Raw genomic sequence first — 25,582 nt, 5'->3', positions numbered from 1 at the left:
AATAAAAATAACGATTTACATCGAAGTGAAATAGAATTTAAATAATTTATCAACAGTAGATTGAAGTTTTACACCCAATCAATTCCCATTTTCAATAAACTTAAGGTCTCCTGCTCAGCGCTTCCTTCAGTTGGCTCATAGTTATAAATCCATTTTGCGGTTGGAGGTAAACTCATTAAGATACTTTCTATTCTTCCATTTGTTTCTAAACCGAACTTTGTACCAGCATCATACACCAAATTAAACTCAGTATACCTACTTCTACGCATATATTGCCAGTTTTGTTCTTGTTCAGTATATGATTTATTTCTATTTCTGTTCATCAATTCCGTGTATACAGGTGCAAAAGTATCACCAACAGCAATAGAAAAGGCTAAAATATCATCCCATGACAGTCCTGTATTCTCAGGCTGTAAACGATCATAGAAAATTCCACCTATTCCGCGGGTTTCGTTTCTATGCTTAATAAAAAAATAAGAATCGGCTCTTTTCTTAAAATCAGGGTAAAATGAAGCGTTAAACTGATCGCAAGTATTTTTTAAAGCTTGATGAAAGAATTGGGCATCTTCCTTTATTATATAATGAGGGGTTAAATCTATCCCGCCACCAAACCATTTTAAACCTGCATTTCCATTACCATCAAAAGTTTCGAAATAACGCACATTCATATGAATAATTGGAACATGTGGGTTATTGGGATGGATTACAATAGAAACGCCTGTTGCGAAAAATTCTTCATCATTAGTATTAAACGCCTTTTTAATGGCATTAGGAAGTTCTCCATGAACTGCAGAAAAATTCACACCACCTTTCTCAATCACATTGCCTTCCTGTAAAATTCTGGTTCTTCCCCCACCTCCACCATCTCGGTTCCAGCTCTCTTCTTGGAACTTGCCTTTTCCATCACAAACTTCTAAAGCATTGCAAATCCTATCTTGCAACAACTTATATTTCTCTAATACTTCTTCTTTATTCATACGGTTGTAAATATAAGCAAAGGTGATAATTCTAAGACTATAAGATTTAGAAAGTTAAATGAACATGACATAAAAAATAAATGCTTTAATAGCCGAATCCCAAAAATTTAAATTTAATTAATCTTTGATTAGAACGGTTATTTATGCAATTTTAAAAAATGAAGGTTTCTGAGAGAACATTAAAATGGGCATTGAATTTTTATCCGCCTTTATTATTTCAAAGAATAATTGTCAAAAAATTCCATAAAAACTTTCGGGGTGTTGATGTTAAAATTAAAAACAGTATAGTTAATAGAAATTATAATGGATCCATATTTGGCGGCACAATATATGCAGCTACAGATCCATTTTATGCATTATTATTCGATCAAATTTTAAAACGTAAAGGGTATAAAGTAAGAGTATGGCTAAAAAGTGCCAGTATTCAATACTTAAAGCCAGGTAAGAAAGATTTACATTTTACAGTGAAAATTACGGATGAGATGCTTGCCGATGCTGAACAGTGTTTAACAGAAAATGGAAAATTTGTTAAAGCTTATCCCATGGAATTATATGATGAAAGTGGATTACTTTGCGCTACTGTAATGAATGAAGTATATTTAAGAAATAAACATTTTGGTGAAACCCAAAAAGTATCTATTTAATGATTAAAAATGACTTCGTTTATAAAATCCTTAATCATCGAAGGTGAAAATGAAACTGTAGATTTCAAAAACACGATTAGTAATTGTCATAAAATCGCGAAAACATTGGTTGCTTTTGCCAATAATAAAGGTGGTGTTTTGTTAATTGGGGTTAAAGATGATGGTTCCATTAAAGGGGTTAAAGATGAAGAAGAAGAGCGATTTATGATACTAAAAGCTGCTAATCAATACAGCAAACCAAGTATAAATATTACTTTTCAAGAATTCTCTGTTGATGATAAACTTGTTTTATTAGCCAAAATTCCGGAAAGCGACGATAAACCTTATTTCGCTTTAGATGAAGAGAATAAATGGTGGGCATATATTCGAATAAAAGATAAAACTGTATTGGCCAGTAGTATCATATTAGAAGTTTTAAAAAATCAACACATTGATCAAGAAATAAAATACTCTATCAATGAAGAAAAATTATTTAAATATTTACAAACCACACCTCAGATTAATCTAAAAGAATTTACAAAATTGACCAGACTATCCAATAAAAAATCATCCAAGATTTTAGCTAAATTATTGATAGCTGGCCTACTAAAATCTAACTGGGATGGCCAGTTAGAAACCTTCAGTTTAGCTGAATAAATAATTTAGACAAATAGCAATATACAGCTATCAAACAATAACATAATATTTTAAATGAACTTACTTCTACAAAAATATAAAACCTATTATAAAGAGACACTTTTATTAGCTTCACCAATCATTGTATCCCAACTTGGGCACACCTTAGTACATCTTGCAGACAGTATTATTGTAGGTCATTTTGCTGGCACAACAGAATTAGCAGCTGTTTCATTAGTAAATAGCATATTTATGATGGTATTAGTTATTGGAATGGGCGTAGCTAACGGATTAACACCATTGATTGCTAGAGAAAATGGTGCTAAAAACTATCATGAATGTGGTAAATTATTATCTAACAGCTTAATTTTAAATATATTAATTAGTATCGTATTATTCATATTTGTTTATTTCGGAACGTTAATTATAATAGATCATATCGGACAAGATCCAGAAGTTGTTCGCGTTGCAAAACCCTACTTAATGTTATTAGGAATTTCTATTATACCATTAATGATTTTTCAAACATTTAAGCAGTTTACTGAAGGATTAGGTTTTACTTTTCAAGCCATGATGGTCTCTATTTGGGGTAATTTAATCAATATTATTTTAGGTGTAATATTTGTAAAGGGCATGTTCGGAATAGAGCCTATGGGCGTAAAAGGCGTAGGTTACAGCACTTTAATTGATAGAATACTTATGGCTATAGCCATGGGTGCATATGTAATGCGATCAAAACATTTCAAGAAATATTTAGAGAACTTCAACTTTTTCTATTATACCAAGGAAAAAATTAAGAATATTTTCAAAATTGGAATCCCTATTTCAATGCAGTATTTATTTGAAATAAGTGCCTTTAGTGGGGCGGCTATATTAGCGGGTACAATTAATCCTGCTACCCAAGCTGCGCATCAAATCACGATTACTTTAGCCGCAATGACATATATGATGGCGAGTGGAATTGCGTCTGCAGCAACTATTAAAACTGGTAGTAGTTTAGGAAGTCAGAATTATTTAAGCTTACGCTTATCGGCGATATCTAGCTACCATTTAGTTTTACTATTAATGAGTATAACCGGTATATTATTTATGGTTTTAAATAAAACTTTACCTTATATTTTTACTACAGATAAAGCTGTTATAGATATTGCTGTTCAATTATTTATCATTGCAGGTTTCTTCCAACTATTTGATGGTACACAAGTTGTTGGATTAGGAATATTGAGGGGTTTAGGAGATGTAAATATCCCCACAATAATTACTTTCTTAGCATATTGGGTAATTGGAATTCCACTAGGTTATTTCCTAGGTATTTATCTTAAAATGGGAATCAACGGAATATGGTACGGACTAACTTTTGCCTTATTAACCACATCAGTTCTATTATTCTTAAGATTCCAAAATCAGACTAGGAAGCTAATTAAAAATCAAAATAAGCATCAAGCCCCTATTCCTTATTTAGAGTAGTTTCTTGCTAACATTAAACAATACTTGCGCAGCTAAATGAACATCAGCGAATGAGTTGTACAAAGGAACCGGACTTAACCTAATTACATTTGGAGATCTCCAGTCGCCCAATACATTATTTTCTACCAACTCATCAAATATCTCCTTGCCTTTTGATTGAGCGATGATAGACAACTGCGCACCTCTTTGATTTTCGTCTTCTGGCGTAATAATTTTATATTGCTCTATACCCAATGCATTATTTACTTCCTGGATTAAAAAGTACAAATAAGAAGTTAGTTTAACACTTTTTTCTCTTAATGTATCCATATAACCAGCCTTCTCAAACAACTTTAAAGAAGCATGATACATGGTCAAAGGAATTACTTGTGTACAACTAATTTGCCATCCATCTGCACCCAATTCAGGTATAAAACCTGATTCCATTTTAAATCTATTGCTTTCATTATAACCCCACCAACCTGCTAATCTATTTAAGTTAGGATTGTTGAAATGATTTTCATGAACAAATATGGCACTTATACCACCTGGACCAGAGTTTTGATATTTATAGGAACACCAACATGCAAAATCTACCTGCCAGTTGTGTAGCTCCAGTTTAACATTACCAGCAGCATGAGCTAAATCAAATCCAACAAAAGCGCCTACTTCATGACCAGCTTTGGTTATGGCTGCCATATCAAATAATTGACCAGTAAAGTAGTTAACCCCACCAAATAAAATTAAGGATAAGCTATCTTTATTTTCTTGAATAGCTTCTAATATATCTTCTTGACTAATAGTAAAATTACCATCCTTTGGTTTAACTTCTACTATAGCTTCTTTAGGATCTAAACCATGGTGTCTAATTTGACTTTCTATTGCATATTGATCTGATGGAAAAGCATTAGCTTCCATCAAAATTTTGAATCTAGTTTTAGTCGGCTTATAAAAACTGATTAATAATAAATGTAAATTAACAGTAAGCGTATTCATCGGACAAACTTCCAATTCGGAAGCCCCCACCAATGGTGCTAATAAACGCTTCACCTCTTTATGATAATACATCCAAGGATTTTCACCGTCAAACCAACCTTCAACACCTAGTTTTTCCCAATTTTGAAGTTGATTTTCTATAGCATTTTTTAATGACCTAGGCTGTAAACCCAATGAATTGCCACATAAATAATTTATTGGTCTAGAATTATTATCAGGGAAATAAAACTCATTTCTAAAATTACGAAGTATATCTTGGTCGTCTAAAGATTGAGCAAAGCTCGAGGTATTTTCAAATGTCATTATTTGGATGCTTATATAGCTTACAAATTTACGAAAAGTGACTTGTCAACAATAAAAATTATACAAACCACTGATTTTTAATTATTTATTATTTAACAAGTTTAAAATAAGGGTTAAATATTCCTTATCTACTTCATCGAAAGTATTTAATTCTATACTATCAACATCTAAAACCCCTTGTATTTCATCATTTAGATAAAATGGCAGGACAATTTCTGACCTCGACATAGAACTACAGGCAATATGACCAGGAAAAGCTTCAACATCTGGCACAATTAGCGTTTTTTCTTGCGCCCAAGATGCTCCACAAACCCCTTTTCCTTTAGAAATTCGAGTACATGCTACAGGACCTTGAAATGGACCCAATACTAATTCATTATCCTTTATCAAATAAAAACCAACCCATAACCATCCAAATTGCTCCTTTAGTGCAGCGGAAATATTCGCCATATTGGCGATTAAGTCTGATTCTCCAGAAATTAAAGCTTCTATTTGAGGGATTAATGATTGATAAGCTGTTCTTTTATCTTCCGTTAATATTATTTTTAAATCTTCTGCCATAATTCAAAGTTAAGATTTAAACATCAAACAGTCATTAAAAAAGTAAATAGTTAAATTTGAAATTTATAATTAATTATCATGAGAATAATAGCAGAACTTCCCCATCCAGATTGCAAAATCACCATCTTTAATATGAACCAAAAATACATTGTGAAACTTGAGCAAGGACCGCTGGAACAATCTTATAAAATTTCAGAATTAGATCTTGCTGGAGGAGGGGTAAACGATGTGTTTGAAATTATTGATGATGCCTTTATCCAAGAAGCATTACAGCATTTCAGTCAAATGCGCTTAACTTTCCATAATGCGTATAAAAGAAACAACTTTTAAGACATAACTTATTGATTTACAACTCAAAATACATTTAAACAAAATATAATTTTAAAATTAGGGTGATTTTAACACCCTTTTTTATTGGATATATAAACTATTAATTGAATATTTTATATATAATAATATTGATTATTAGTATTTTATGATTATTAACAAAATATAATTTTGAGTCCTAATTTTGCCAAATATATGGGAGGTTGGGAAGTTAGGAAGTCAGAAAAGACGGAAAAGTTATGAAGACAGTAAAGTGGGAAAAGTTAGAAAGACAGTAAAGTCGGAAAGATTTGGAGTTAAGAATAAATCATTGATCCAATAAGGTAGGCATCCCCACTTTCGGACTCGCGGACTTAAAGACTTTCCGACTATAAAAATTGTTGTGAAAGACGGGAAAGTTGGGAAGACAGTAAAGTCGGAAAGATATAGAGCTTAGAATAAATCATTGAATCAAATTAGGAAAGCATCCCCTCTTTCGGACTCGCGGACTTACAGACTTTCCGACTATAAAAATTGTTGTAAAAGACGGGAAAGTTGGGAAGACAGTAAAGTCGGAATGATATGGAGCATAGAATAAATCATTGATCAAATTAGGAAAGCACCCCCCCTTTCGGTCTTACGGACTTACGGACACTCAAAACTTTGAGATGATAATTCTAGACGAATTTTATCTTAAAGCGAATAAGATTTTCTCTATTCGCATATGTCTTTTTGCTCCTATTTAACGGCTTTCCCTCCATTTTACCTATATTAGTCGTATAAAAGTTCTTTCTTCCCTAAAAGTCGTGTTATTTATTAATTTTAAACTAGAAATTTGTTAGTTCAAACAACCATTTGATTAAAAGTCACAAAACCTACTTTTAACAGATTTTAACACCCTTTTTGATACATTTATTCAGATATTTAGACACATGTTTATTGAGATAAAAAACAAATATTTAAGGATTACTTCCATCGTCTTTTATGTAATAATCCTTTTCTTCTGTGCCTTACAACTAAATTTCCTTTGGCTATTTGGTTTCTCTCCGCGTTATGCCGATATAAAAAGACCTAGTCAGCAAGTTGGTTCTGAATTATATACTACAGATGGTAAATTAATTGGAAGGTATTATAGAGAAAATAGAACACCTATAAAATATGACGAAATAGCTCCAAGTGCTGTTAAAGCATTAATTGCTCGCGAAGATGCTCGTTTTTACAGTCATTTCGGGATAGATTTCGTTTCCTTATTATCAAGCGGTATCTCTACTGCTACGGGCGATAAAAGAGGTGCTAGTACTATTACACAACAATTGGCCAAAAACTTATACCGAACTAGATATAATAAATCGCAAGGTATAACGCGCTATATTCCATTGGTAAGATCAATAATTCCTAAATTAAAAGAATGGTTAACTTCTATAAAATTAGAATCTAATTATTCAAAGGAAGATATTATTACCATGTATTTGAATACGGTTTCTTTTGGAAATAATGCATACGGTATTAAAACAGCATCAAGAGTATATTTCGATAAAGATGCGATTGAATTAACGGTTCCTGAGTCAGCATTATTAATAGGTCTATTAAAAGCAACCTCATCATATAATCCATTTAAATATCCAGAAAGAGCGATAGAGAATAGAAATATCACGCTTTCACAGATGAATAAATATAAATATTTATCGGATTCAGATTTAAAAAAATACCAAGAAGAAAAGCTGGTATTAAGGCCAGGTAATAACACAGAAAGTGCGAATGGTGATTCTTATTTAAGAGCTGCTGTAGATAAATATTTAGCGAAATGGTGCGAAGAAAATAATATTGATTTGTATGAAGATGGTTTAAAGATTTATACAACTATAGACAGCAGATTACAAAAATATGCTGAAGAAGCAATGAGTAGTCAGATGAGAATCTTACAAAAAAGATTTTATGCAGCTTGGGGTAATGAAGATCCTTGGGAAGATTCTGAAGGCAATAAAATTGATTACCCAAATAGAGCACTTAAAACAACTGAATTATATAAATTTTTAAAATCTAAATTTAAAAATCAGGAAGATTCAATTAACCACTATGTAAACTTAAAGAAGAAAATGAAAGTGTTTTCTTGGTATGGTGATAGGGATACATTATTTTCTACTATGGACTCTATAAAATATTATGGAAAAATCCTTAATACCGGCATGATGTCGCTCGATCCATTTAGTGGAAAGATAAAAGTTTGGATAGGTGGTGTAAATAATAAATATTTTAAATATGACCATGTAAATCAATCTAAACGTCAAGCAGGATCAACTTTTAAACCTTTTGTATATTTAGCCGCATTACAAAACGGGATGACACCTTGCGACACATTAATAGATAAACCAGTTAGTATTCCATATAAATTAAATGGTAAAATAGAATATTGGGAACCTAAAAATGCAGATTGGTCTAACAGCTACATGTCTATGAGTTTAAGATGGGCAATGAGTAAATCTGTTAATACAATTACAGCTCAGCTTACTCAAAAAGTTGGACCAGAAAATGTAGTAAAATGGGCTAACGAATGTGGTATTGAGAGCAAAATAGCTGCTGTTCCATCTGTTGGTTTAGGCAGTAATGATGTTACCGTTTTTGAGATGGTGCGAGCATACGGAACCTTTTTAAATAAAGGTGTAAGAACAGATCCTATTTTGGTTGAAAAAATTACTGATTTAGATGATAATATAATTGAAGAATTTACTGCAAAAACTAAGCGCGTATTAACCGAAGAAATTGCATGGTTAATGCTTTATATGTTTAGAGGAAGTATGGAAGAACCAGGCGGAACTTCACAAGCTTTATGGGGTTGGGATTTATTTAAGAAAAACAACCAAATTGGTGGAAAAACAGGCACAAGTTCTGATTACGTTGATGGTTGGTATATGGGTATCACCAAAGATTTAGTTACTGGTGTTTGGGTTGGAAATGATGAAAGAAGTGCACATTTTCAAAATAGTGAGCAAGGAGAAGGTTCTAGAACTGCATTACCAATGTTTGCCAAGTTTATGGAAAAAGTTTATAACGATCCAAATTCTGGCTATACGTATGGACAATTCCCTAAACCAACTACTAAAATTACTATAAAATACGATTGCCCTAGTCCTAGAATAAGTAGGGATACTACATCAACCGATAGTTTAGCTATTGATTCATTACAACAGGTAGATCCTACAATAATAGAAGAACAAACTAATAACGAACCAGAAAACACACCTCAAATTAGAGAAAACAACAAAAGTTCGAACAGCCAATCTTTACAGACCCCAACCCCACCTACTCCACTTAGCAATAAAGAGGAAAGGGATTTAAGAAGAAAGCAAAAACAAGAAGAAAAAGAAAAGAAAAAAAATAATGATTAAAAGCTAAACAAAATAGCTTTTATTAAATTATATAAAACAGGCAAAAAGATTACTAAACTACTCTATATGAATATGCAAATTTATACCCTAAAAAAATATCTTGCATTGGTAACGTTGCTATTTGCAACCATTTTTAGTGCAAATGCTCAATTTTTTGGTCAAAACAGAGTTAGATATAAAAACGAAGATTTTAAAGTTCTTCAAACACCGCATTTTGAGCTTTACTATTACCTTAAAAATGATGCAGTAGTAAAGAAATTTGCCGATGATGCAGAAACTTGGTATAAAATGCATCAAGAGGTATTTAGAGATACTTTTTTCAAAAAGAATCCAATCATCCTATATAGTAATCATGCTGATTTTCAACAAACTACAGCTTTAAGCGGTGGCGTTGGAATTGGAACGGGCGGGGTAACAGAAGCATTTAAAAACAGGGTAATTATGCCCGTAATGGAGCTTAACAATCAAACCCGACATGTATTAGGTCACGAGTTAGTGCATGCATTTCAATACCATACATTATTAGAAAGAGATTCACTCTCTTTAGAAAACATGTCTCAAATACCATTATGGATGGTAGAAGGTATGGCCGAATATCTGTCAATTGGAAAGAAAGACGCATTTACATCCATGTGGATGAGGGATGCCTTGTTAAATAGAGATATACCTTCACTAAAAGATTTAAGTAATTCAAATAAATACTTCCCTTATAGATACGGACAGGCATTCTGGACCTTTATTGGATCGGTTTATGGAGACACAACCATTGTACCTTTAATGAAATCTACCGCAAGATTTGGTTATGAAAAAGGTATTATGAACACTTTTGGATTCAGTGATAAAACTTTATCAGGATTATGGAAAAGTGCAATTGAAACGCATTACAGACCAATGCTTAAATCAGACAGTTCGCAAATTAAAATAATTGGAAACAAAATTATCGACGAAAAAAATGCTGGTCAGATGAATTTAGCACCAGCTATTAGTCCAAACGGACAATACGTTGTTTTCTTATCTGAAAAGGATTTATTTGGAATCGACTTATTTTTAGCGGATGCAAAAACTGGAAAAATAATTAGAAAATTAAGTAGCCAAGTTTCTAACTCTCATATAGATGATTATAATTTCTTGGAATCTTCAGGTGCTTGGTCGCCAGATAGCAAGCAATTTGCATTTAGTATTTTCAGTAAAGGAAGAAATCATTTGCTAATACTAAATATAGATGATGGAAAAACTATTCTAAACACACCAATGGGTAATGTAGAACAGTTTGGTAACTTAACCTGGTCGCCAGATGGTAAAGAAATTGCTTTCTCTGGGATGGCTGAGGGTCAGAGTGATATTTTCACTTATAACCTTGAAACAAAGAAAATCACCAATTTAACTAATGATATATATTCGGATTATGCGCCAAACTATGCTCCAGACGGCACAAGAATAGTATTCTCAACTGATAGAGTTTCTATGATCGCTGGAACTAATGAATCTTATCATCCATTAAATATTAGCATTATAAAACTATCAGATAATTCTATCTCTCACCTACCCGTTTTTAAAGGTGCGAACAATTTAAACGCAAATTTTTCTGGTGATAGTAATAGAATATTCTTTTTATCTAATAGAGATGGATTTAGGAATTTATATGAATATGATTTGGTAAATAAAACCACAAAACAACTAACTGATTATTTTACAGGCATAAGTGGAATTACAGAATTTTCTCCTGCAATTTCTGTTTCAAAAAATGATGATATAGTTTACAGTTATTATAGATATCAAAAATACACCTTATATAATGCTTCATATAACAGCTTTTCTAAAACCCAAGTGGACGAAAATGATGTTAATATGAATGCTGCAATATTACCTCCAGTTCAAAATACAGGTGTTAATGTTATTAATTCAAATCTTAAAAATTTCGAAAGATTTGATAAAATTAAGACCAATGAATTTAAAGAGGTTCCATACAAAGCAAAATTCAGCTTAGATTATATTGCAAATAGTGGTGTTGGAGTTTCAACCAGTAGATTTGGAACAGGCGTACAAGGTGGTATAATCGCAACATTTAGTGATATATTAGGCAGAAATCAAATTATTGCCAATGTTTCTGTAAACGGAGAAATCTATGATTTTGGCGGAATGGTGGGCTATATTAACCAACGCTATAGGATAAATTATGGAGCAGCATTATCACACATACCCTATATTTCTGGTTTACAATCTTATGGTATAGAAACAGTTGAACTAAGCAACAACACTACTATAGATGTTTTAAATCAACGAACAGATATTGTTAGAACTTTCGAGGATCAAGTTCAACTATTTGCATCATATCCATTTAGTAAGGTGCATAGATTTGAAGCGGGAACAGCTGCCTCTAAATATAGCTATAGAATAGATAGATTTAGTAATTATTACGATTCATACGGACAATACTTAGGTTCTAATAAACGTAAATTAAGTAGCACAGAAGCCCTAAAAGACTACGGAACGCCGTTTGATTCATTTAGTATATTCCAATTAAATGCTGGTTTTGTGGGCGACAATTCAATTATGGGGGTTGCAGCCCCATTAGATGGATTTAGATACAGAATAAGTGGTGAACAGTATTTTGGAGATTATAATTTCTCTGCGGTAAACATTGATTTAAGAAAATACGTAAGATTAAAACCAATAACCTTAGCTGCAAGAGCATTTACCTATATGCGTTTAGGTAAGGATGGAGAAAACTTATATCCATTGTATGTGGGTTATCCATATTACATAAGAGGATATGATGCCAATACATTCAGCAATATTCAAAGACAAGAAGGAACTTTCGATATTAATCAACTATCTGGAAGTAAAATAGCTACGGTAAATTTCGAAGTTAGATTACCGTTCACTGGCCCCAAAAAAATAGCACAAATACCATCTAAATTTTTATTTACCGATTTAAATTTATTTATGGATGCGGGTTTAGCTTGGGATGAATACTCGAAAGTATCTTTCGCTAGTCAACCTAGCGGAGAAATTCTACCAAACGGAAGACCAGCAGAACGCGTTCCTGCAATAAGTACAGGTATTTCTTTAAGAGTTAATTTACTAGGTTATTTAATAATAGAACCTTATTACGCAATTCCATTTCAACGAAATGATTTAAGGACTAAAGGTGTATTTGGTGTAAATTTCGCACCTGGTTGGTAAAATATAAACAACAATTAAAATTAATGCCCCCAATAACTATAGTTTTGGGGGCATTTTTATTATGAAAGTATATTTAAAGGCAAAGCTATTTGATTTAACAAATGTTGTTGCGATTTTTCAAATTGGTATCCTGGCGTTAAATCAATCCAATCAGGATTACATGAACGCACTAGTCTTTCTTTTTGAATTCGAGTAAATCTACTCAATAGTTTAAATCTATTTAAAACTTGCTCTTCAGTTTTTAATTCTTCAAAATAAACCAAACGCGTTAATTGTTGAGTCTGATCAAAAAACAAATTAGGCATTTGTTTATAAAATGATAATGTTTTAGATAAATCGCTACTTATCCCAACGTGAAGATTAACTCTATTTCTATCTGTTACTATGTATACAAATTTTTTCATGATTTCCGCTTTGAAGATTAAAAAACTAATTAATTTAGATATTTACTTGTTTTTAAAATTATATTTACTAACTTTATTGGCACAATATTACTAATAATTTTAGTATTTACAAATTTATTTAACATTTTTTTTATCATGTCGAACATAGCTAACAACCTAAAATACTTACGTAAGAAAAATAACCTCACCCAACAGCAATTTGCTGATATTATGAATATTAAAAGATCATTAGTTGGGGCTTACGAAGAAGATAGAGCTGAACCTAAATATGAATTACTAAAAAAAATAGCTGAATATTTTGAATTGAGTATTGATGAATTTATTAATGAAGAAATAAATGATCAATGGAAATCTAAACCAAAGAGTCAAGGTAGCAATTTAAGAGTGTTAAGTATATCTATAGATAAAAACGACAATGAAAATATTGAACTTGTACCAGTAAAAGCTAGCGCGGGTTATTTAAATGGGTATGCTGACCCACAATACATCCAAGACTTACCAAAATTTCAGTTACCTATTCCAACCTTAAAACAAGGGACCTATAGAGCATTTGAAATTATGGGTGATTCAATGTTACCAATTCAACCGGGAAGTATAATAATTGGCGAATATTTAGATAACTGGAATGACATAAAACAAGGTGAAACTTATATTATTATTAGCTTAAACGAAGGCGTAGTATATAAGAGAATAGGAAATAAATATAAAGAGAACAAGGACTTAAAATTAATTTCAGATAATAAAGTTTACGATCCTTATACAATTCCAGCTGAAGATATTTTAGAAATTTGGAAAGCAAAAGCATTTATATCTACTGCCCTACCGGAACCTTCGCCAGAACCAACAATGGAATCGCTAACACAAATGATGGCTCAAATGCAAAAAAGCATATCTAGCTTAAACAAGAATTAGATTAAAAAAAATCAGAAATACTAGAAAACAAAAAAGCCCCGGAAATTTCGGGGCTTTTCTATTATAAAATAACTTAAGCTTATTTTACTGCATCAACCACAGCTTTAAAAGCTTCTGGGTGATTCATTGCTAAATCAGCTAATACTTTACGGTTTAAACCGATTTCTTTTGAAGCTAATTTACCGATAAATTGAGAATAAGATAATCCGTGTTGACGAGCACCAGCATTAATACGTTGAATCCATAATGCGCGGAATTCTCTTTTCTTAACTTTACGATCGCGATAAGCGTATTGTAAACCTTTTTCTACTGTGTTTTTCGCTATGGTATATACCTTTGAGCGTGAACCCCAATAACCTTTAGCTAATTTGAGGACTTTTTTTCTTCTTCTTCTCGAAGCAACTGCGTTTACCGAACGTGGCATGTTTAAATTGATTTTGGTAAGCGGCGTTCGCTAATGCGATCCTTTAAAGCCTGATACCTGGTTAAAAATTAATTAATTACTTTCCAATGCAAAGCATACGTTTTACGTTACCCATATCAGCATCATGTACCATGCTGGTATTACTTAGGTTACGCTTACGTTTAGTACTCATCTTAGTTAAGATGTGACTTTTGTATGCATTTTTTCTAGCGATTTTACCTGTTCCAGTAAGCGAAAAACGCTTTTTAGCACTGGAATTGGTTTTCATTTTTGGCATAACTCTATTTTTATTTCGTTTGTATTATTTTTTAGCAACTTTAGGCGCTAATGTTAAAAACATTCGCTTTCCTTCTAATTTAGGTAAAAGTTCTACTTTACCATAATCTTCTAAAGCTTGTGCAAATTTTAATAAAAGGATTTCTCCTTGCTCTTTATATACAATTGCACGACCTTTAAAATGAACATAAGCACGAACTTTTTCTCCGTTTTCTAAGAAACTAATTGCATGCTTTAGTTTAAATTGGAAATCATGATCACTGGTATTCGGTCCGAAACGGATCTCCTTAATAACAGTTTGCTTAGCATTTGCTTTAATTTCTTTCTGTTTCTTTTTTTGCTCGTATATAAATTTACTGTAATCTATAATACGACATACTGGAGGAACAGCATTTGGTGAAATCTCTACTAAATCAAGATCTAACTCATCAGCAAGTTCCAAAGCTTTCGCAAGAGGATATATTCCTTGCTCTACATTATCTCCAGCTAAACGTACTTCAGACGCTTTAATAAACTGATTGATATTATGTTCTGCTTCTTTTTTCTTAAAAGGAGGTCTTGGGCCCCTATTAAATCCTGGTCTTCCTAATGCCAAATTTTTTACTTTTTAAACTGTTATTTCTTTAATCATTAATTCACTAAATTCAGAAACGGTCATAGTACCTAAATCTCCTTCACCATGTTTCCTAACGCTTACTTTTCCTTCTTCCATCTCTTTTTCCCCTATTATAAGCATATAAGGCACTTTTTTCACTTCCGCATCTCTAATTTTCCTGCCAATCTTTTCATCACGACCGTCAATTAGACCGCGAATATCGGAAATATTTAGTTCTTCTGAAACTTTTTTTGCATATTCTTCATACTTTTCTGAAATAGGAAGTATGATAAATTGTTCAGGAGAAAGCCAAAGTGGGAAATTACCAGCACAATGTTCAATTAAAACTGCAATAAATCTTTCTAAAGATCCAAATGGAGCTCTATGAATCATGACCGGAACATGTTTTTGATTATCACTTCCTGTATATTCCAATTCAAATCTAATTGGCAAGTTATAATCAACCTGAATAGTTCCCAGTTGCCATTTTCTGCCAATAGCATCACGAACCATAAAGTCTAATTTCGGACCATAAAATGCAGCCTCACCTAGTTCAATTACAGTTTTTAAGCCCTTTTCTTCTGCAGCTTCAATAATTGCCTGTTCTGCAATTTTCCAGTTTTCTTCCGACCCTAAATATTTGTTTTTATTTTCTGGATCTCTCAACGAAATCTGAGCAATATAATCTTCAAATCCCAATGTTTTAAAAACATACAGAACCAAATCAATTACTTTTTTAAATTCATCTTTTACTTGATCAGGTCTACAAAATAAATGCGCATCATCTTGAGTAAACCCTCTAACCCTAGTTAATCCATGTAATTCTCCACTTTGCTCGTATCTGTAAACAGTACCGAACTCTGCAAAACGCAATGGCAAATCTTTATATGACCTTGGTTTAACTTTATAAATCTCACAGTGATGAGGACAATTCATAGGTTTCAAAAAGAACTCTTCGCCTTCTTGAGGTGTTCTTATTGGTTGAAAAGCATCTTTACCATATTTTTCATAATGGCCAGATGTTATATAAAGATTTTTATTACCAATATGTGGAGTAACAACTTGTTCGTACCCGGCTTTTGCTTGCGCCTTGGTTAAAAACTGAACCAATCTTTCTCTCAAAGCAGCGCCTTTAGGTAACCATAAAGGTAAACCCATACCTACTTTTTCAGAAAAAGCAAACAGTTCTAATTCTTTACCTAATTTTCTATGATCCCTTTTCTTGGCTTCTTCGATCATTAACAAATAAGCTGTTAATTCACTTTGCTTTGAAAAAGTAACACCATAAATACGGGTTAATTGTTTTTTAGTTTCATCGCCTCTCCAATACGCACCAGCCACATTCATTAATTTTACGGCTTTGATGAAACTCGTATCTGGAATATGTGGACCTCTACAAAGATCCGTAAACTCGCCTTGTTTATAGAATGTTATTTGTCCGTCTTCTAATCCTTCTAATAAATCTAACTTATACTCATCTCCTTTTTCTTGAAAATAAGCTATAGCGTCGCTTTTTGAAACGGATTCACGAACAAAAACTTCTTTTCTTTTAGCCAATTCGAGCATTTTTTGCTCTATCTCTTTAAAATTATCTGAAGAAAACTCTCTATCACCAAAATCTACATCGTAATAAAAGCCAGTTTCTATAGCAGGTCCAATTCCAAATTTAGTTCCAGGATATAATGCTTCTAAGGCCTCGGCCATTAAATGGGCTGATGAATGCCAGAATGTTGATTTCCCAGCCGGATCATTCCAGGTTAATAATTTAACATGAGCATCCGTTTCAATGGGCCTATGAGCATCCCAAACTTCGTTGTTAACTTCTGCTGCAAGGACATTTCTTGCTAAACCTTCGGAAATTGAAAGTGCAATTTGATGGGCAGTTGTGCCCTGTGGATACGTACGTTGCGATCCATCTGGAAGAGTAATAATCATCTACAACTATGATTTAAATTTAATATATAACTTCAATAATCACCTACAATGTGATTTATTCTTACACAAAGATACAAATTCTTAAAGATATTTTTAAGGCATTAAAAAAGAGGACCTAGATCCTCTTTTAAATATTTAACCTTGTTTGTTTTAGTTAATTACGATATTTCTTACGTTACCTTGGTTACCACCAGCTCCTCTATCGCCACCTTGATTATTTCTCATTCTTCTCATCATGCTCTCCATTTTGGCCGCGTACTCCTCTTTTGTTAAAGCAATAGCCTTTTTAGGCGGATTCACATCTTTTGCATTTACATTTCTATATTCAATACTTTTTGCAATTGTTGAGTTTCCTTTAGCTTCTATTGATAAAACTGCGCCTTCTGTCCAAATATTCGGATTAGGAGAAAAATCAAAACCTAAATCATTGGTGTACCAAATAACTGTTTCTTCTGTTACTTCCTTTTCCATACCCAAAACAGTAGCTTTTCTTGTGCTTGTAACTACTGCTTTTTTAGCATTTAAACCTAGCAAAGTTTTAGTTTCATCAGTTTTTATAACTTTTATTACTGGAGGTTCATTAGAATATTGAACAACACTGTTGTTTTGGTTATTTGGTCTGTTTTGTCCAGCATTTTGATTTTGGACACCTTGACCTTGAGGTCTGTTTTGGTTACCTCCACCAAATCCGTTGTTTCCACCTAAGTTCAATTTCAATTCACCTGGCATTACAAAAATAGAATCGTTCAAAGTAAATACTTCATACATTTTCTTTTCAGGGATATTATAGTAATAATCTCTATTTGCATTACCACCCATTCTGCCCATCATTCTACCCATATTCATACCGCCAGTCATGCCACCACCTTCAGAATTACTATCTTCAAAATCCTGAACTAACATATAACTTGCATGCGTTGCATTAAATAGCAATTCATAATCTATTTTTGAAGCTTTTGGCATTCTTGCCAACATCTCAGGTGAAATTGTCATTCCACTAGCTGCAGCCATGGCAGCAGGATCAACTGTTACTTGATATTGTATTGCACCAGAAGTTTTTTTCTGTGCCATTGAACTCATGCCTAGTCCAACTAATGCTATTGCTAGAATAAATTTTCTTTTCATTATTTTTTTTAAAATTTAACTTTCTATGTAAGCTTAAATTTTCATCTCAAATAGAACATTCAAATTTCTTTAAATTATGATCGAAAATATGTTAAATATTGTTAAAAACTGATTTCTAAAATTCTGGTGTTTCCAACCATCCATGTGTCAGTACATCAGCAATATGCATGCATTTTATAGGTAATTTTTGTTGGTCAATATACCCCTGTAAGTGTAACAAACAAGATAGGTCTGTAGAAATGATAAAATCTGCCTGAACATCCATTGCGTGGTTAACTTTTTGTTGAGCCATAGCTGATGAAATAGAATCAAATTTAACTGCAAATGTACCTCCAAAACCACAACACATATCACTATCTTTTAATTCTACTAATTCTAAACCGTGAACTTTTTCTAACAACATTCTTGGTTCATCTTTTATCTTACATTCTCTTAATGCACTACAAGAATCATGATAAACGGCGCGACCTTCCAATTCTGCTCCGAAATAAGTTTTACCTGCTACATTGATTAAAAAATCGGAAAGCTCATAAATATTGTTCTGAATATTCCTGCATTTATTATGTAAAGTGGTATTGGTAAATAAATCGTTATAGCCCTTTTTAACCATACCTACACAAGATGCAGAAGGCGATACTATATAATTTTGATCACCAAAATCTTGTAAAAATTTATTTCCAATTTCCTTTGCTTCAGGCCAATATCCGGCATTATAGGCTGGCTGACCACAACAGGTTTGATTTTCATTATATGTAACAGTATATCCAGCTTTTTCTAATAACCTAATGGTATTTAGAGCGGTCTCTGGATAAATTTGATCAACAAAACAAGGAATAAAGAGTTCTACTTTCATAAATTTAGATTAAGCAACAGCCTTAAGAGTTTTAGGCTCAGCTCGCTTAAGAAGGAACAAAAATACTAAACCTATAATAAAGAATGAAGCCAACACTACTACAGAATTTCTCATTCCAAATAATTCACCGATAAAACCAAAACTAAACATACCAAATACCAAGGCTACTTTCTCTGTAACGTCGTAAAAACTAAAATATGAAGAGAATTCGGTATTATTTTGAGGTAAAAATTTAGAATATGTTGATTTAGAAAGTGATTGAATACCACCCATTACTAATCCTATCATACCTGCAAGTATATAAAACTGGATTTCAGTTTCTACAAAATATCCACCAACGCAGGCTCCTATCCATATTATTACTACACCAATAAGTACATTTACGTTTCCAAATTTATTTTTAGCTAAATAAGACATACCCAATGCTCCAGGAATAGCCACCAACTGTAATATTAATATTGTAGCTATTAGCTTCTCTGTACCTAAATTTAATTCTTGTTCGCCAAATAAAGTAGCTACTAACATTACTGTTTGAACACCCATTGAATAAAAAAAGAAAGCAAATAGAAAACGTTTTAAATATTTCATGTGTTTGGCGTGATCCCAAACCTTTTTTAATTTAAAAAAACCATCAGTAAAGATATTGCCCGATATATTTTTGGTCTCTTGTTTACTTCTTGGTAAAAACAAGAATGGAATTTGAGCAAATCCTATCCACCAAACTCCTACCATAAAAAATGATAATCTCGAGGCTTCTCCTTCATTTTTAAGTCCGAAAAAACTAGGAAAAAACACAAATGCGAAACAAATTAATTGAAGTATTACACTTCCAATATAGCCATATGTAAAACCTTTTGCACTTACTATATCTTGCTGATCTATAGTGGCAATTTCAGGTAAATAAGCATTATAAAACACTAGACTACCCCAAAAACCTAATGTAGCTAATATAAAAAAGACTATACCGACAGTTAGGCTATTTTGATCAAAAAATACCAATCCACAACAAGCTAAGCCTCCCAAATAGGTAAAGAATTTCATAAATGACTTTTTATTGCCCTTGGTATCTGCTATTGAAGATAAAATAGGTGATATTAATGCGATAATTAAAAAAGCGAAAGCCATTGAATAGCTATACAAAGAAGAATTTACGAACTTAAATCCTAAAAAATCAACATAATCAACCGTGCTATTATTGTTATCAGAAGTAATAGCAGTATAATAGGCAGGAAAAATGGTTGATGTTATAACCAAATTATAAGCAGAATTAGCCCAATCATAAAACGCCCACGATATTATTGTTTTTTTATTGTTTCTTATTTTGTTCATGGTTTATGATGGCGAATGTATAAAATTTTTAATTTCTATTAGTTTAAATAATACCAAATACCATCTGTTTTAATTTTACCCGCTTCCAATAAATCTTTTAATCGATTTATAATTTTTTCTTCTGAAATGTCTTTTATTCCTTCAACAATTTCCTCATAATTCTTTCTTCCTGATTGGAGAAGGGTTATGAGTTCATAATCTAACATTTCCATGTATGAATTAACCTTAAGTCGCTTTTTTTCTGCAATACAAACATCACAAATACCACATTTATCAGCCGTAATTTCATTAAAGTACTTTAACAACAAAATACTCCTGCAAACATCTTTGGAGGCATATTCAATTACCGAATCTATTTGTTTTTCATGTATTTCTTGTCGCTGTTTAATAAATTTAACATCTATATCCATATGGCTAAGTTGTGTTCTTCCTACCATAAAGGTTAACTGCGGAACATCTGTTTGTTGTAGGTATTGAATTAATTCCTGGCTTTCTAAGTATTTTAAAGTATTGATTACTTCATTATAGGACACTTTTAATCTATTCGCTAATTCTGCTTCATTTATTTTCGTAAAATGATCAAAAATACCCCCATAAGAGCGCAATAAGATTTTAATAAAGTTGTCGTATGATTTATGCTCAATTTGAAATTTATAAACGGTTTCGTGGTCAGCCATAAACATCACCCTAGAAGGAATAAATATGTTTTCACTTAATTCTAGATAACCGAATTGAGATAAATACTTTAAAGAATTAATAACCTTTAAAGGTTTGTAATTAAATGTTTTACTAAATTTAATTAAATCAAAATCAAAGCTCAAACCATGTCCCGCACCATAAGCCAACTGATAAAAATTACCTAAAGAGTGATATATTTTTTTTATTTCTGCGGGCTCAACAATTTGCTCTAAAGCTCTATTTTTTAAATTAACTTGATCTGTTTTATTGGTCAATAGAACTGCATAAGATTTATGGCCATCTCGCCCAGCTCTTCCAGCTTCCTGATAATAGGCTTCCAAACTTTCCGGCAAATCTAGATGTACTACAAATCTAACGTCTGGTTTATCTATACCCATACCAAAGGCATTAGTGGCCACCATAACGCTAATTTTATTTTCCATCCATAATTGCTGTTTTTTAAATCGCAATTCTGTGGGCAAACCAGCGTGATAGAAATCTGCAGATATGGAATTTCTTAGTAAATAGGCTGCAACTTCGGCGGTTTCCCTCCTATTTCTTACATAGATTAATCCACAACCTTTAACTTTATCTATAATCTGTAATAGCTTCTTAAACTTATCATCCAAGTTATAAACTACATAGCTTAAATTTTTCCTTGCAAAACTTTTTACAAATACATTGGCATGCTTAATTTTCAGCTTTTCAAGTATATCTTCTCTAACAAATTCTGTAGCTGTAGCAGTTAAAGCCAATACCGGAACATTTGGAATTAAATCTCGTAATTCAGCTATTTTTAAATAAGGTGGTCTAAAATCATATCCCCATTGCGAAATACAATGTGCCTCATCAATGGCTAATAAATTTACATTCATGTAGGTAATTCTAGTCCTTACCAAATCTGACTGCAACCTTTCTGGAGATAAGTACAGAAATTTTATATTTCCGAAAATACAATTGTCTAAAATTATATCAATTTCTCTCTTTCCCATACCTGCAAAGATGGCCTCTGCAGCAATGCCTTTATTTCTTAAATGCTCTACCTGATCCTTCATTAAAGCAACTAATGGAGATATTACCAAGCATATACCCTCCATTACCATTGCAGGAACCTGAAAGCAAATAGACTTACCACCACCAGTAGGCATTAAAGCCAAGGCATCTTCTCCATCTAAAACAGATCTTATAATATCCTGCTGTAATGGCCTAAATGAATCGTAACCCCAATACTTCTTTAGAATTTCTACTTCTGGCATAAAGAAATAATCATTTTAATATGGATATTAGTAAATTGCAATTTTTCAATTAAAGTCTAAATATGAGAAAATTTTATTTACCCTTAGTACTCATTTTTTGTGGTTTTCAATCCTTTTCACAGGATAAAAAATGGGATATAGAACAGTATAATGGTCCAACTACTTCATTTCAAATCAATACGAATGAAGGAACCTGGATGAACTTAGATGTAAGTCCAGATGGAAAGGAAATAGTTTTCGACTTATTAGGCGATATTTTTTCGATTCCTATTCAGGGTGGACAAGCAAAAATTTTGAGTAGTGGCATTGCATGGGAAGTACAACCTAGGTTTAGTCCAGATGGAAAGTATATTTCTTTTACGAGCGATAAAGATGGGGGCGACAATATTTGGATCATGAACAGAGATGGGTCCAATAAAAGACAAATTACGAAGGAAAGTTTTAGACTATTAAATAATGCTACTTGGATGCCAAATAGCAATTATATAGTAGCACGTAAACATTTCACAAATACTAGATCATTAGGTGCGGGTGAAATGTGGATGTATAATATTTTTGGTGGTGATGGAATTCAATTAACTAAACGTAAAAATGACCAACAGGATGCTGGAGAGCCTAATATTTCGCCCGATGGCAGATATTTATACTATAGCGAAGATATTAGTCCTGGTCCGAATTTCGAATATAGTAAGGATCCAAACGGTTTAATTTATGCTATTAGGCAATTGGATTTACAATCAGGAAGATTAACCAATTTAATTGCTCAACAAGGAGGAAGTGCGCGACCTCAAATTTCTCCTGATGGGAAATTCATGGCATACGTTAAAAGAGTTAGGTTAAAATCTGTTTTAGCCATTCAAAACCTTCAAACCGGAGAAGAAACACAATTGTTTGATCAACTTTCTCATGATCAACAAGAAACATGGGCAATTTTTGGTGTTTACCCTAATTTTGCATGGACACCCGACGGCCAAAACTTAATTTTTTATGCAAAAGGGAAAATTAACAAGCTTAATATTGAGAGTTTAATTTCAACCGATATTCCATTCCAGGTTTCTGTAGATCATACTGTACAAAATGCATTAAAGTTTGAGCAAGAAGTTTTCAAACCAGAATTTAATGTAAAAATGGTTAGACAGTTAACAACCAGTCCGGATGGAAAAACTGTAGTATTTAATGCCGCTGGTTATTTATATAAAAAAGAGTTACCCAATGGAGAAGCTGTTAGACTTACCAACGGGATAGATTTTGAATTTGAACCTGAGTTTAGTCCAGACGGAAAATTCATTGTATATGCTACTTGGAGCGATGAATTTAAGGGGGCAATTAAAAGAACCGAACTTAAAAACGGAAAAACGATTACTTTAACTGATGAAAAAGGCTATTATTATAGTCCTTCTTACAGTAGAAAAGGTGATAGAATTGTATTTAGAAAAGGTCCTGGAAATGATGTATTGGGACAAACTTATGGAAAAGGAAATGGTATTTTTATCATTCCATCTAATGGTGGTGCCAAAAGACTTGTTTCAGAATCTGGCACGAAACCCAAATTTAATGCTGATGATACTAGAATCTTTTATTACGGATCTGATAATGGTAAAAGAGCATTTAAGAGTATCGATTTAAATGGTGCAAATGATAAAGCACATTTTACAACCACTTATGCTAATCAATTTGCGCCTAGTCCAGATGGCAAATGGATGGCCTTTACTGAGCTTTTTAACGTCTATATTACGCCATTAGTTACAACTGGTGCAGCACTAGATTTATCAGCTAATAACAGGTCATTACCAAGCACAAGGGTTTCTAAAGATGGCGGGACTTATATTCACTGGAGTAGTGATAGTCAGAAATTGCATTGGACATTAGGAGAAAATTATTTTACAAGAGAAATTCAAAATGCATTTACTTTTTTAAATGGTTCTCCAACTAAATTACCAGCACTAGATTCTGTTGGAATTGCGTTAAATCTTAAATTAAATTCGGATATGCCAAATGGATTATTGGCGCTAAAAGGAGCAAGAATAATCACGATGGAAGGCGATCAAGTTATTGAACACGGTACCATTCTAATAGAAAACAACAAAATCCTGGAAATGGGCGAAGTAGATAAAATTACAATTCCTGCTCAAGCGAAAATAATTGATGTGGCAGGTAAAACCATTATGCCGGGTATGATTGATGTACACGCGCATTTAAGAACTAGTCCAGATGGTATTTCTCCACAACAAGACTGGTCTTATTTGGCCAACCTAAGTTTTGGGGTTACCACTGCTCATGACCCTTCTAGCAATACAGAAATGGTATTTAGTCAGAGTGAAATGATTAAAGCCGGTCGTATGGTTGGTCCTCGTTTATATTCAACTGGTTCTATTTTATATGGAGCCGATGGAGATTTTAAAGTTGTTATAAACAGCTTAGACGACGCATTATCTCATTTACGTAGATTAAAGGCAGTTGGTGCATTTTCGGTAAAATCTTATAACCAACCACGTAGAAATCAACGTCAACAAATTTTAGAAGCAGCGAGAATCCTTAAAATGGAAGTTGTTCCTGAGGGTGGATCAACCTTCTTCCACAACATGAATATGGTTGCCGATGGTCATACTGGAATTGAGCATAGTATTCCAATTGCTCCAGTTTATAAAGATGTTTTAGATTTTTGGAGCAAAACCAATGTAGCCTACACACCTACTTTAATTGTAAGTTATGGTTCGCAATGGGGAGAAAATTATTGGTACGATAGAACAAATGTTTGGGAAAATGAGCGATTAATGACTTATACACCAAGATCTATAATTGATGCCAGATCTAGAAGAAGAACAACTTCAGAATATGGAGATTACGGACATATTGATGTAGCAAAAGCTTCTAAACAAATCTCAGATGCTGGAACATTAGTTAATTTAGGTGCACATGGTCAAATTCAAGGTTTAGGTGCACATTGGGAATTGTGGATGTTTGTTCAAGGAGGATTTACACCATTAGAAGCGATAAGAAATGCAACTTTAAATGGTGCTAAATACCTAGGCATGGAAAAAGAAATTGGTTCTTTAAAGAAAGGTAAATTAGCAGATTTAGTAATTCTTAATAATAATCCACTAGAAGACATCAGAAATTCAGAAAAAATATCTCATGTTATGATTAACGGAAGATTATACGATAGCATGACAATGAATGAAATTGGACTTCGCGATAAACCTAGAGCCAAATTGTGGTTCGAAATGGATAAAGGCATTTCATTTACATTCCCTAGTCAAGTTTCAGACACTTGGACTTTTACTGTCCCTAACTGCGATTAGGATATATTAACAAAATAATAAGCCCGGATTTATTCGGGCTTTTTTTATGTCGCTATTTAAAGTAAATTAGTTT

The 25,582-nt window shown here is 32.6% G+C and carries 20 protein-coding genes; 8 read left to right on the top strand and 12 right to left on the bottom strand.

Annotation, left to right across the window (positions count from 1 at the left end; translation table 11 throughout):
• Positions 1–68: 68 nt before the first annotated feature.
• A complete protein-coding gene (gene hemF / locus VRU49_RS08995) occupies positions 69–977 on the bottom strand; it encodes an oxygen-dependent coproporphyrinogen oxidase (RefSeq protein ID WP_330146445.1) in 909 nt (302 codons plus the stop codon).
• A gap of 158 nt (positions 978–1,135) precedes the next feature.
• Here hemF and VRU49_RS08990 point away from each other — a divergent pair, with 158 nt between their 5' ends.
• Genes VRU49_RS08990 through VRU49_RS08980 form a run of 3 tightly spaced genes read left to right on the top strand, consistent with a single transcriptional unit; the run spans position 1,136 to position 3,703 of the window.
• A complete protein-coding gene (locus tag VRU49_RS08990) occupies positions 1,136–1,621 on the top strand; it encodes a DUF4442 domain-containing protein (protein ID WP_330146444.1) in 486 nt (161 codons plus the stop codon).
• Between the two features lie 9 nt (positions 1,622–1,630).
• Complete coding sequence (locus VRU49_RS08985; RefSeq protein WP_330146443.1) at positions 1,631–2,257, top strand: AlbA family DNA-binding domain-containing protein; 627 nt, start codon at positions 1,631–1,633, stop codon at positions 2,255–2,257.
• Positions 2,258–2,311: 54 nt separating this feature from the next.
• The gene (locus VRU49_RS08980) at positions 2,312–3,703 is read left to right on the top strand and encodes an MATE family efflux transporter (RefSeq protein WP_330146442.1); all 1,392 of its coding nucleotides are present in this window, start codon (positions 2,312–2,314) and stop codon (positions 3,701–3,703) included.
• Here VRU49_RS08980 and kynU read toward each other — a convergent pair.
• Together kynU and VRU49_RS08970 are read right to left on the bottom strand one after the other, a co-directional pair.
• On the bottom strand, positions 3,695–4,981 hold the full coding sequence (gene kynU, locus VRU49_RS08975) for a kynureninase (protein WP_330146441.1): 1,287 nt from the start codon (positions 4,979–4,981) through the stop codon (positions 3,695–3,697). The two genes, VRU49_RS08980 and kynU, sit on opposite strands and share 9 nt — an antisense overlap.
• Before the next feature lie 81 nt (positions 4,982–5,062).
• Complete coding sequence (locus VRU49_RS08970) at positions 5,063–5,542, bottom strand: GAF domain-containing protein (RefSeq protein WP_330146440.1); 480 nt, start codon at positions 5,540–5,542, stop codon at positions 5,063–5,065.
• A gap of 78 nt (positions 5,543–5,620) precedes the next feature.
• Here VRU49_RS08970 and VRU49_RS08965 point away from each other — a divergent pair, with 78 nt between their 5' ends.
• The 3 genes from VRU49_RS08965 to VRU49_RS08955 all read left to right on the top strand — a co-directional run bounded on the left by VRU49_RS08965 (position 5,621) and on the right by VRU49_RS08955 (position 12,420).
• A complete protein-coding gene (locus VRU49_RS08965) occupies positions 5,621–5,872 on the top strand; it encodes a hypothetical protein (protein WP_330146439.1) in 252 nt (83 codons plus the stop codon).
• 908 nt (positions 5,873–6,780) lie between these two features.
• Entirely contained in the window at positions 6,781–9,234 is a 2,454-nt protein-coding gene (locus VRU49_RS08960; RefSeq protein WP_330146438.1) for a transglycosylase domain-containing protein, read from the top strand.
• A gap of 66 nt (positions 9,235–9,300) precedes the next feature.
• The gene (locus VRU49_RS08955) at positions 9,301–12,420 is read left to right on the top strand and encodes a basic secretory protein-like protein (RefSeq protein WP_330146437.1); all 3,120 of its coding nucleotides are present in this window, start codon (positions 9,301–9,303) and stop codon (positions 12,418–12,420) included.
• A 59-nt stretch (positions 12,421–12,479) separates the two neighbouring features.
• Here the strand turns inward: VRU49_RS08955 and VRU49_RS08950 are convergent, their stop codons facing one another.
• Positions 12,480–12,824, bottom strand: coding sequence for a GIY-YIG nuclease family protein (locus VRU49_RS08950; protein ID WP_330146436.1), 345 nt, complete (start codon positions 12,822–12,824; stop codon positions 12,480–12,482).
• Positions 12,825–12,959: 135 nt separating this feature from the next.
• On the opposite strand from VRU49_RS08950, the gene VRU49_RS08945 reads away from it, so the two are divergent.
• Positions 12,960–13,736, top strand: coding sequence for an XRE family transcriptional regulator (locus VRU49_RS08945; RefSeq protein ID WP_330146435.1), 777 nt, complete (start codon positions 12,960–12,962; stop codon positions 13,734–13,736).
• A 79-nt stretch (positions 13,737–13,815) separates the two neighbouring features.
• Here VRU49_RS08945 and rplT read toward each other — a convergent pair whose 3' ends face one another.
• The 8 genes from rplT to VRU49_RS08905 all read right to left on the bottom strand — a co-directional run bounded on the left by rplT (position 13,816) and on the right by VRU49_RS08905 (position 22,207).
• Positions 13,816–14,160, bottom strand: a complete 345-nt coding sequence (rplT, locus tag VRU49_RS08940) for a 50S ribosomal protein L20 (protein ID WP_330146434.1) — start codon at positions 14,158–14,160, stop codon at positions 13,816–13,818.
• A 76-nt stretch (positions 14,161–14,236) separates the two neighbouring features.
• Positions 14,237–14,437, bottom strand: a complete 201-nt coding sequence (rpmI, locus tag VRU49_RS08935; protein WP_330146433.1) for a 50S ribosomal protein L35 — start codon at positions 14,435–14,437, stop codon at positions 14,237–14,239.
• Between the two features lie 24 nt (positions 14,438–14,461).
• A complete protein-coding gene (gene infC, locus VRU49_RS08930; protein WP_330146432.1) occupies positions 14,462–15,031 on the bottom strand; it encodes a translation initiation factor IF-3 in 570 nt (189 codons plus the stop codon).
• Positions 15,032–15,043: 12 nt separating this feature from the next.
• Positions 15,044–16,966: a threonine--tRNA ligase gene (thrS, locus tag VRU49_RS08925; RefSeq protein WP_330146431.1), complete on the bottom strand. Its 1,923-nt coding sequence runs from the start codon at positions 16,964–16,966 to the stop codon at positions 15,044–15,046.
• 150 nt (positions 16,967–17,116) lie between these two features.
• Entirely contained in the window at positions 17,117–18,091 is a 975-nt protein-coding gene (locus VRU49_RS08920) for a hypothetical protein (protein ID WP_330146430.1), read from the bottom strand.
• Between the two features lie 115 nt (positions 18,092–18,206).
• Positions 18,207–18,944 carry a (Fe-S)-binding protein gene (locus VRU49_RS08915; RefSeq protein WP_330146429.1) on the bottom strand — a complete coding sequence of 246 codons (738 nt, stop codon included), beginning with the start codon at positions 18,942–18,944 and terminating at the stop codon, positions 18,207–18,209.
• Between the two features lie 9 nt (positions 18,945–18,953).
• Entirely contained in the window at positions 18,954–20,273 is a 1,320-nt protein-coding gene (locus tag VRU49_RS08910; protein WP_330146428.1) for an MFS transporter, read from the bottom strand.
• Positions 20,274–20,311: 38 nt separating this feature from the next.
• A complete protein-coding gene (locus VRU49_RS08905) occupies positions 20,312–22,207 on the bottom strand; it encodes a RecQ family ATP-dependent DNA helicase (RefSeq protein WP_330146427.1) in 1,896 nt (631 codons plus the stop codon).
• Between the two features lie 62 nt (positions 22,208–22,269).
• Between VRU49_RS08905 and VRU49_RS08900 the strand changes: the two genes are divergently transcribed.
• The gene (locus VRU49_RS08900) at positions 22,270–25,509 is read left to right on the top strand and encodes an amidohydrolase family protein (protein ID WP_330146426.1); all 3,240 of its coding nucleotides are present in this window, start codon (positions 22,270–22,272) and stop codon (positions 25,507–25,509) included.
• Positions 25,510–25,582 lie beyond the last annotated feature (73 nt).

This window comes from Pedobacter flavus (genome assembly GCF_036324285.1).
GTDB classification, from domain to species: Bacteria; Bacteroidota; Bacteroidia; order Sphingobacteriales; family Sphingobacteriaceae; genus Pedobacter; species Pedobacter flavus.
This window is presented reverse-complemented; position numbering and strand designations above follow the sequence as displayed.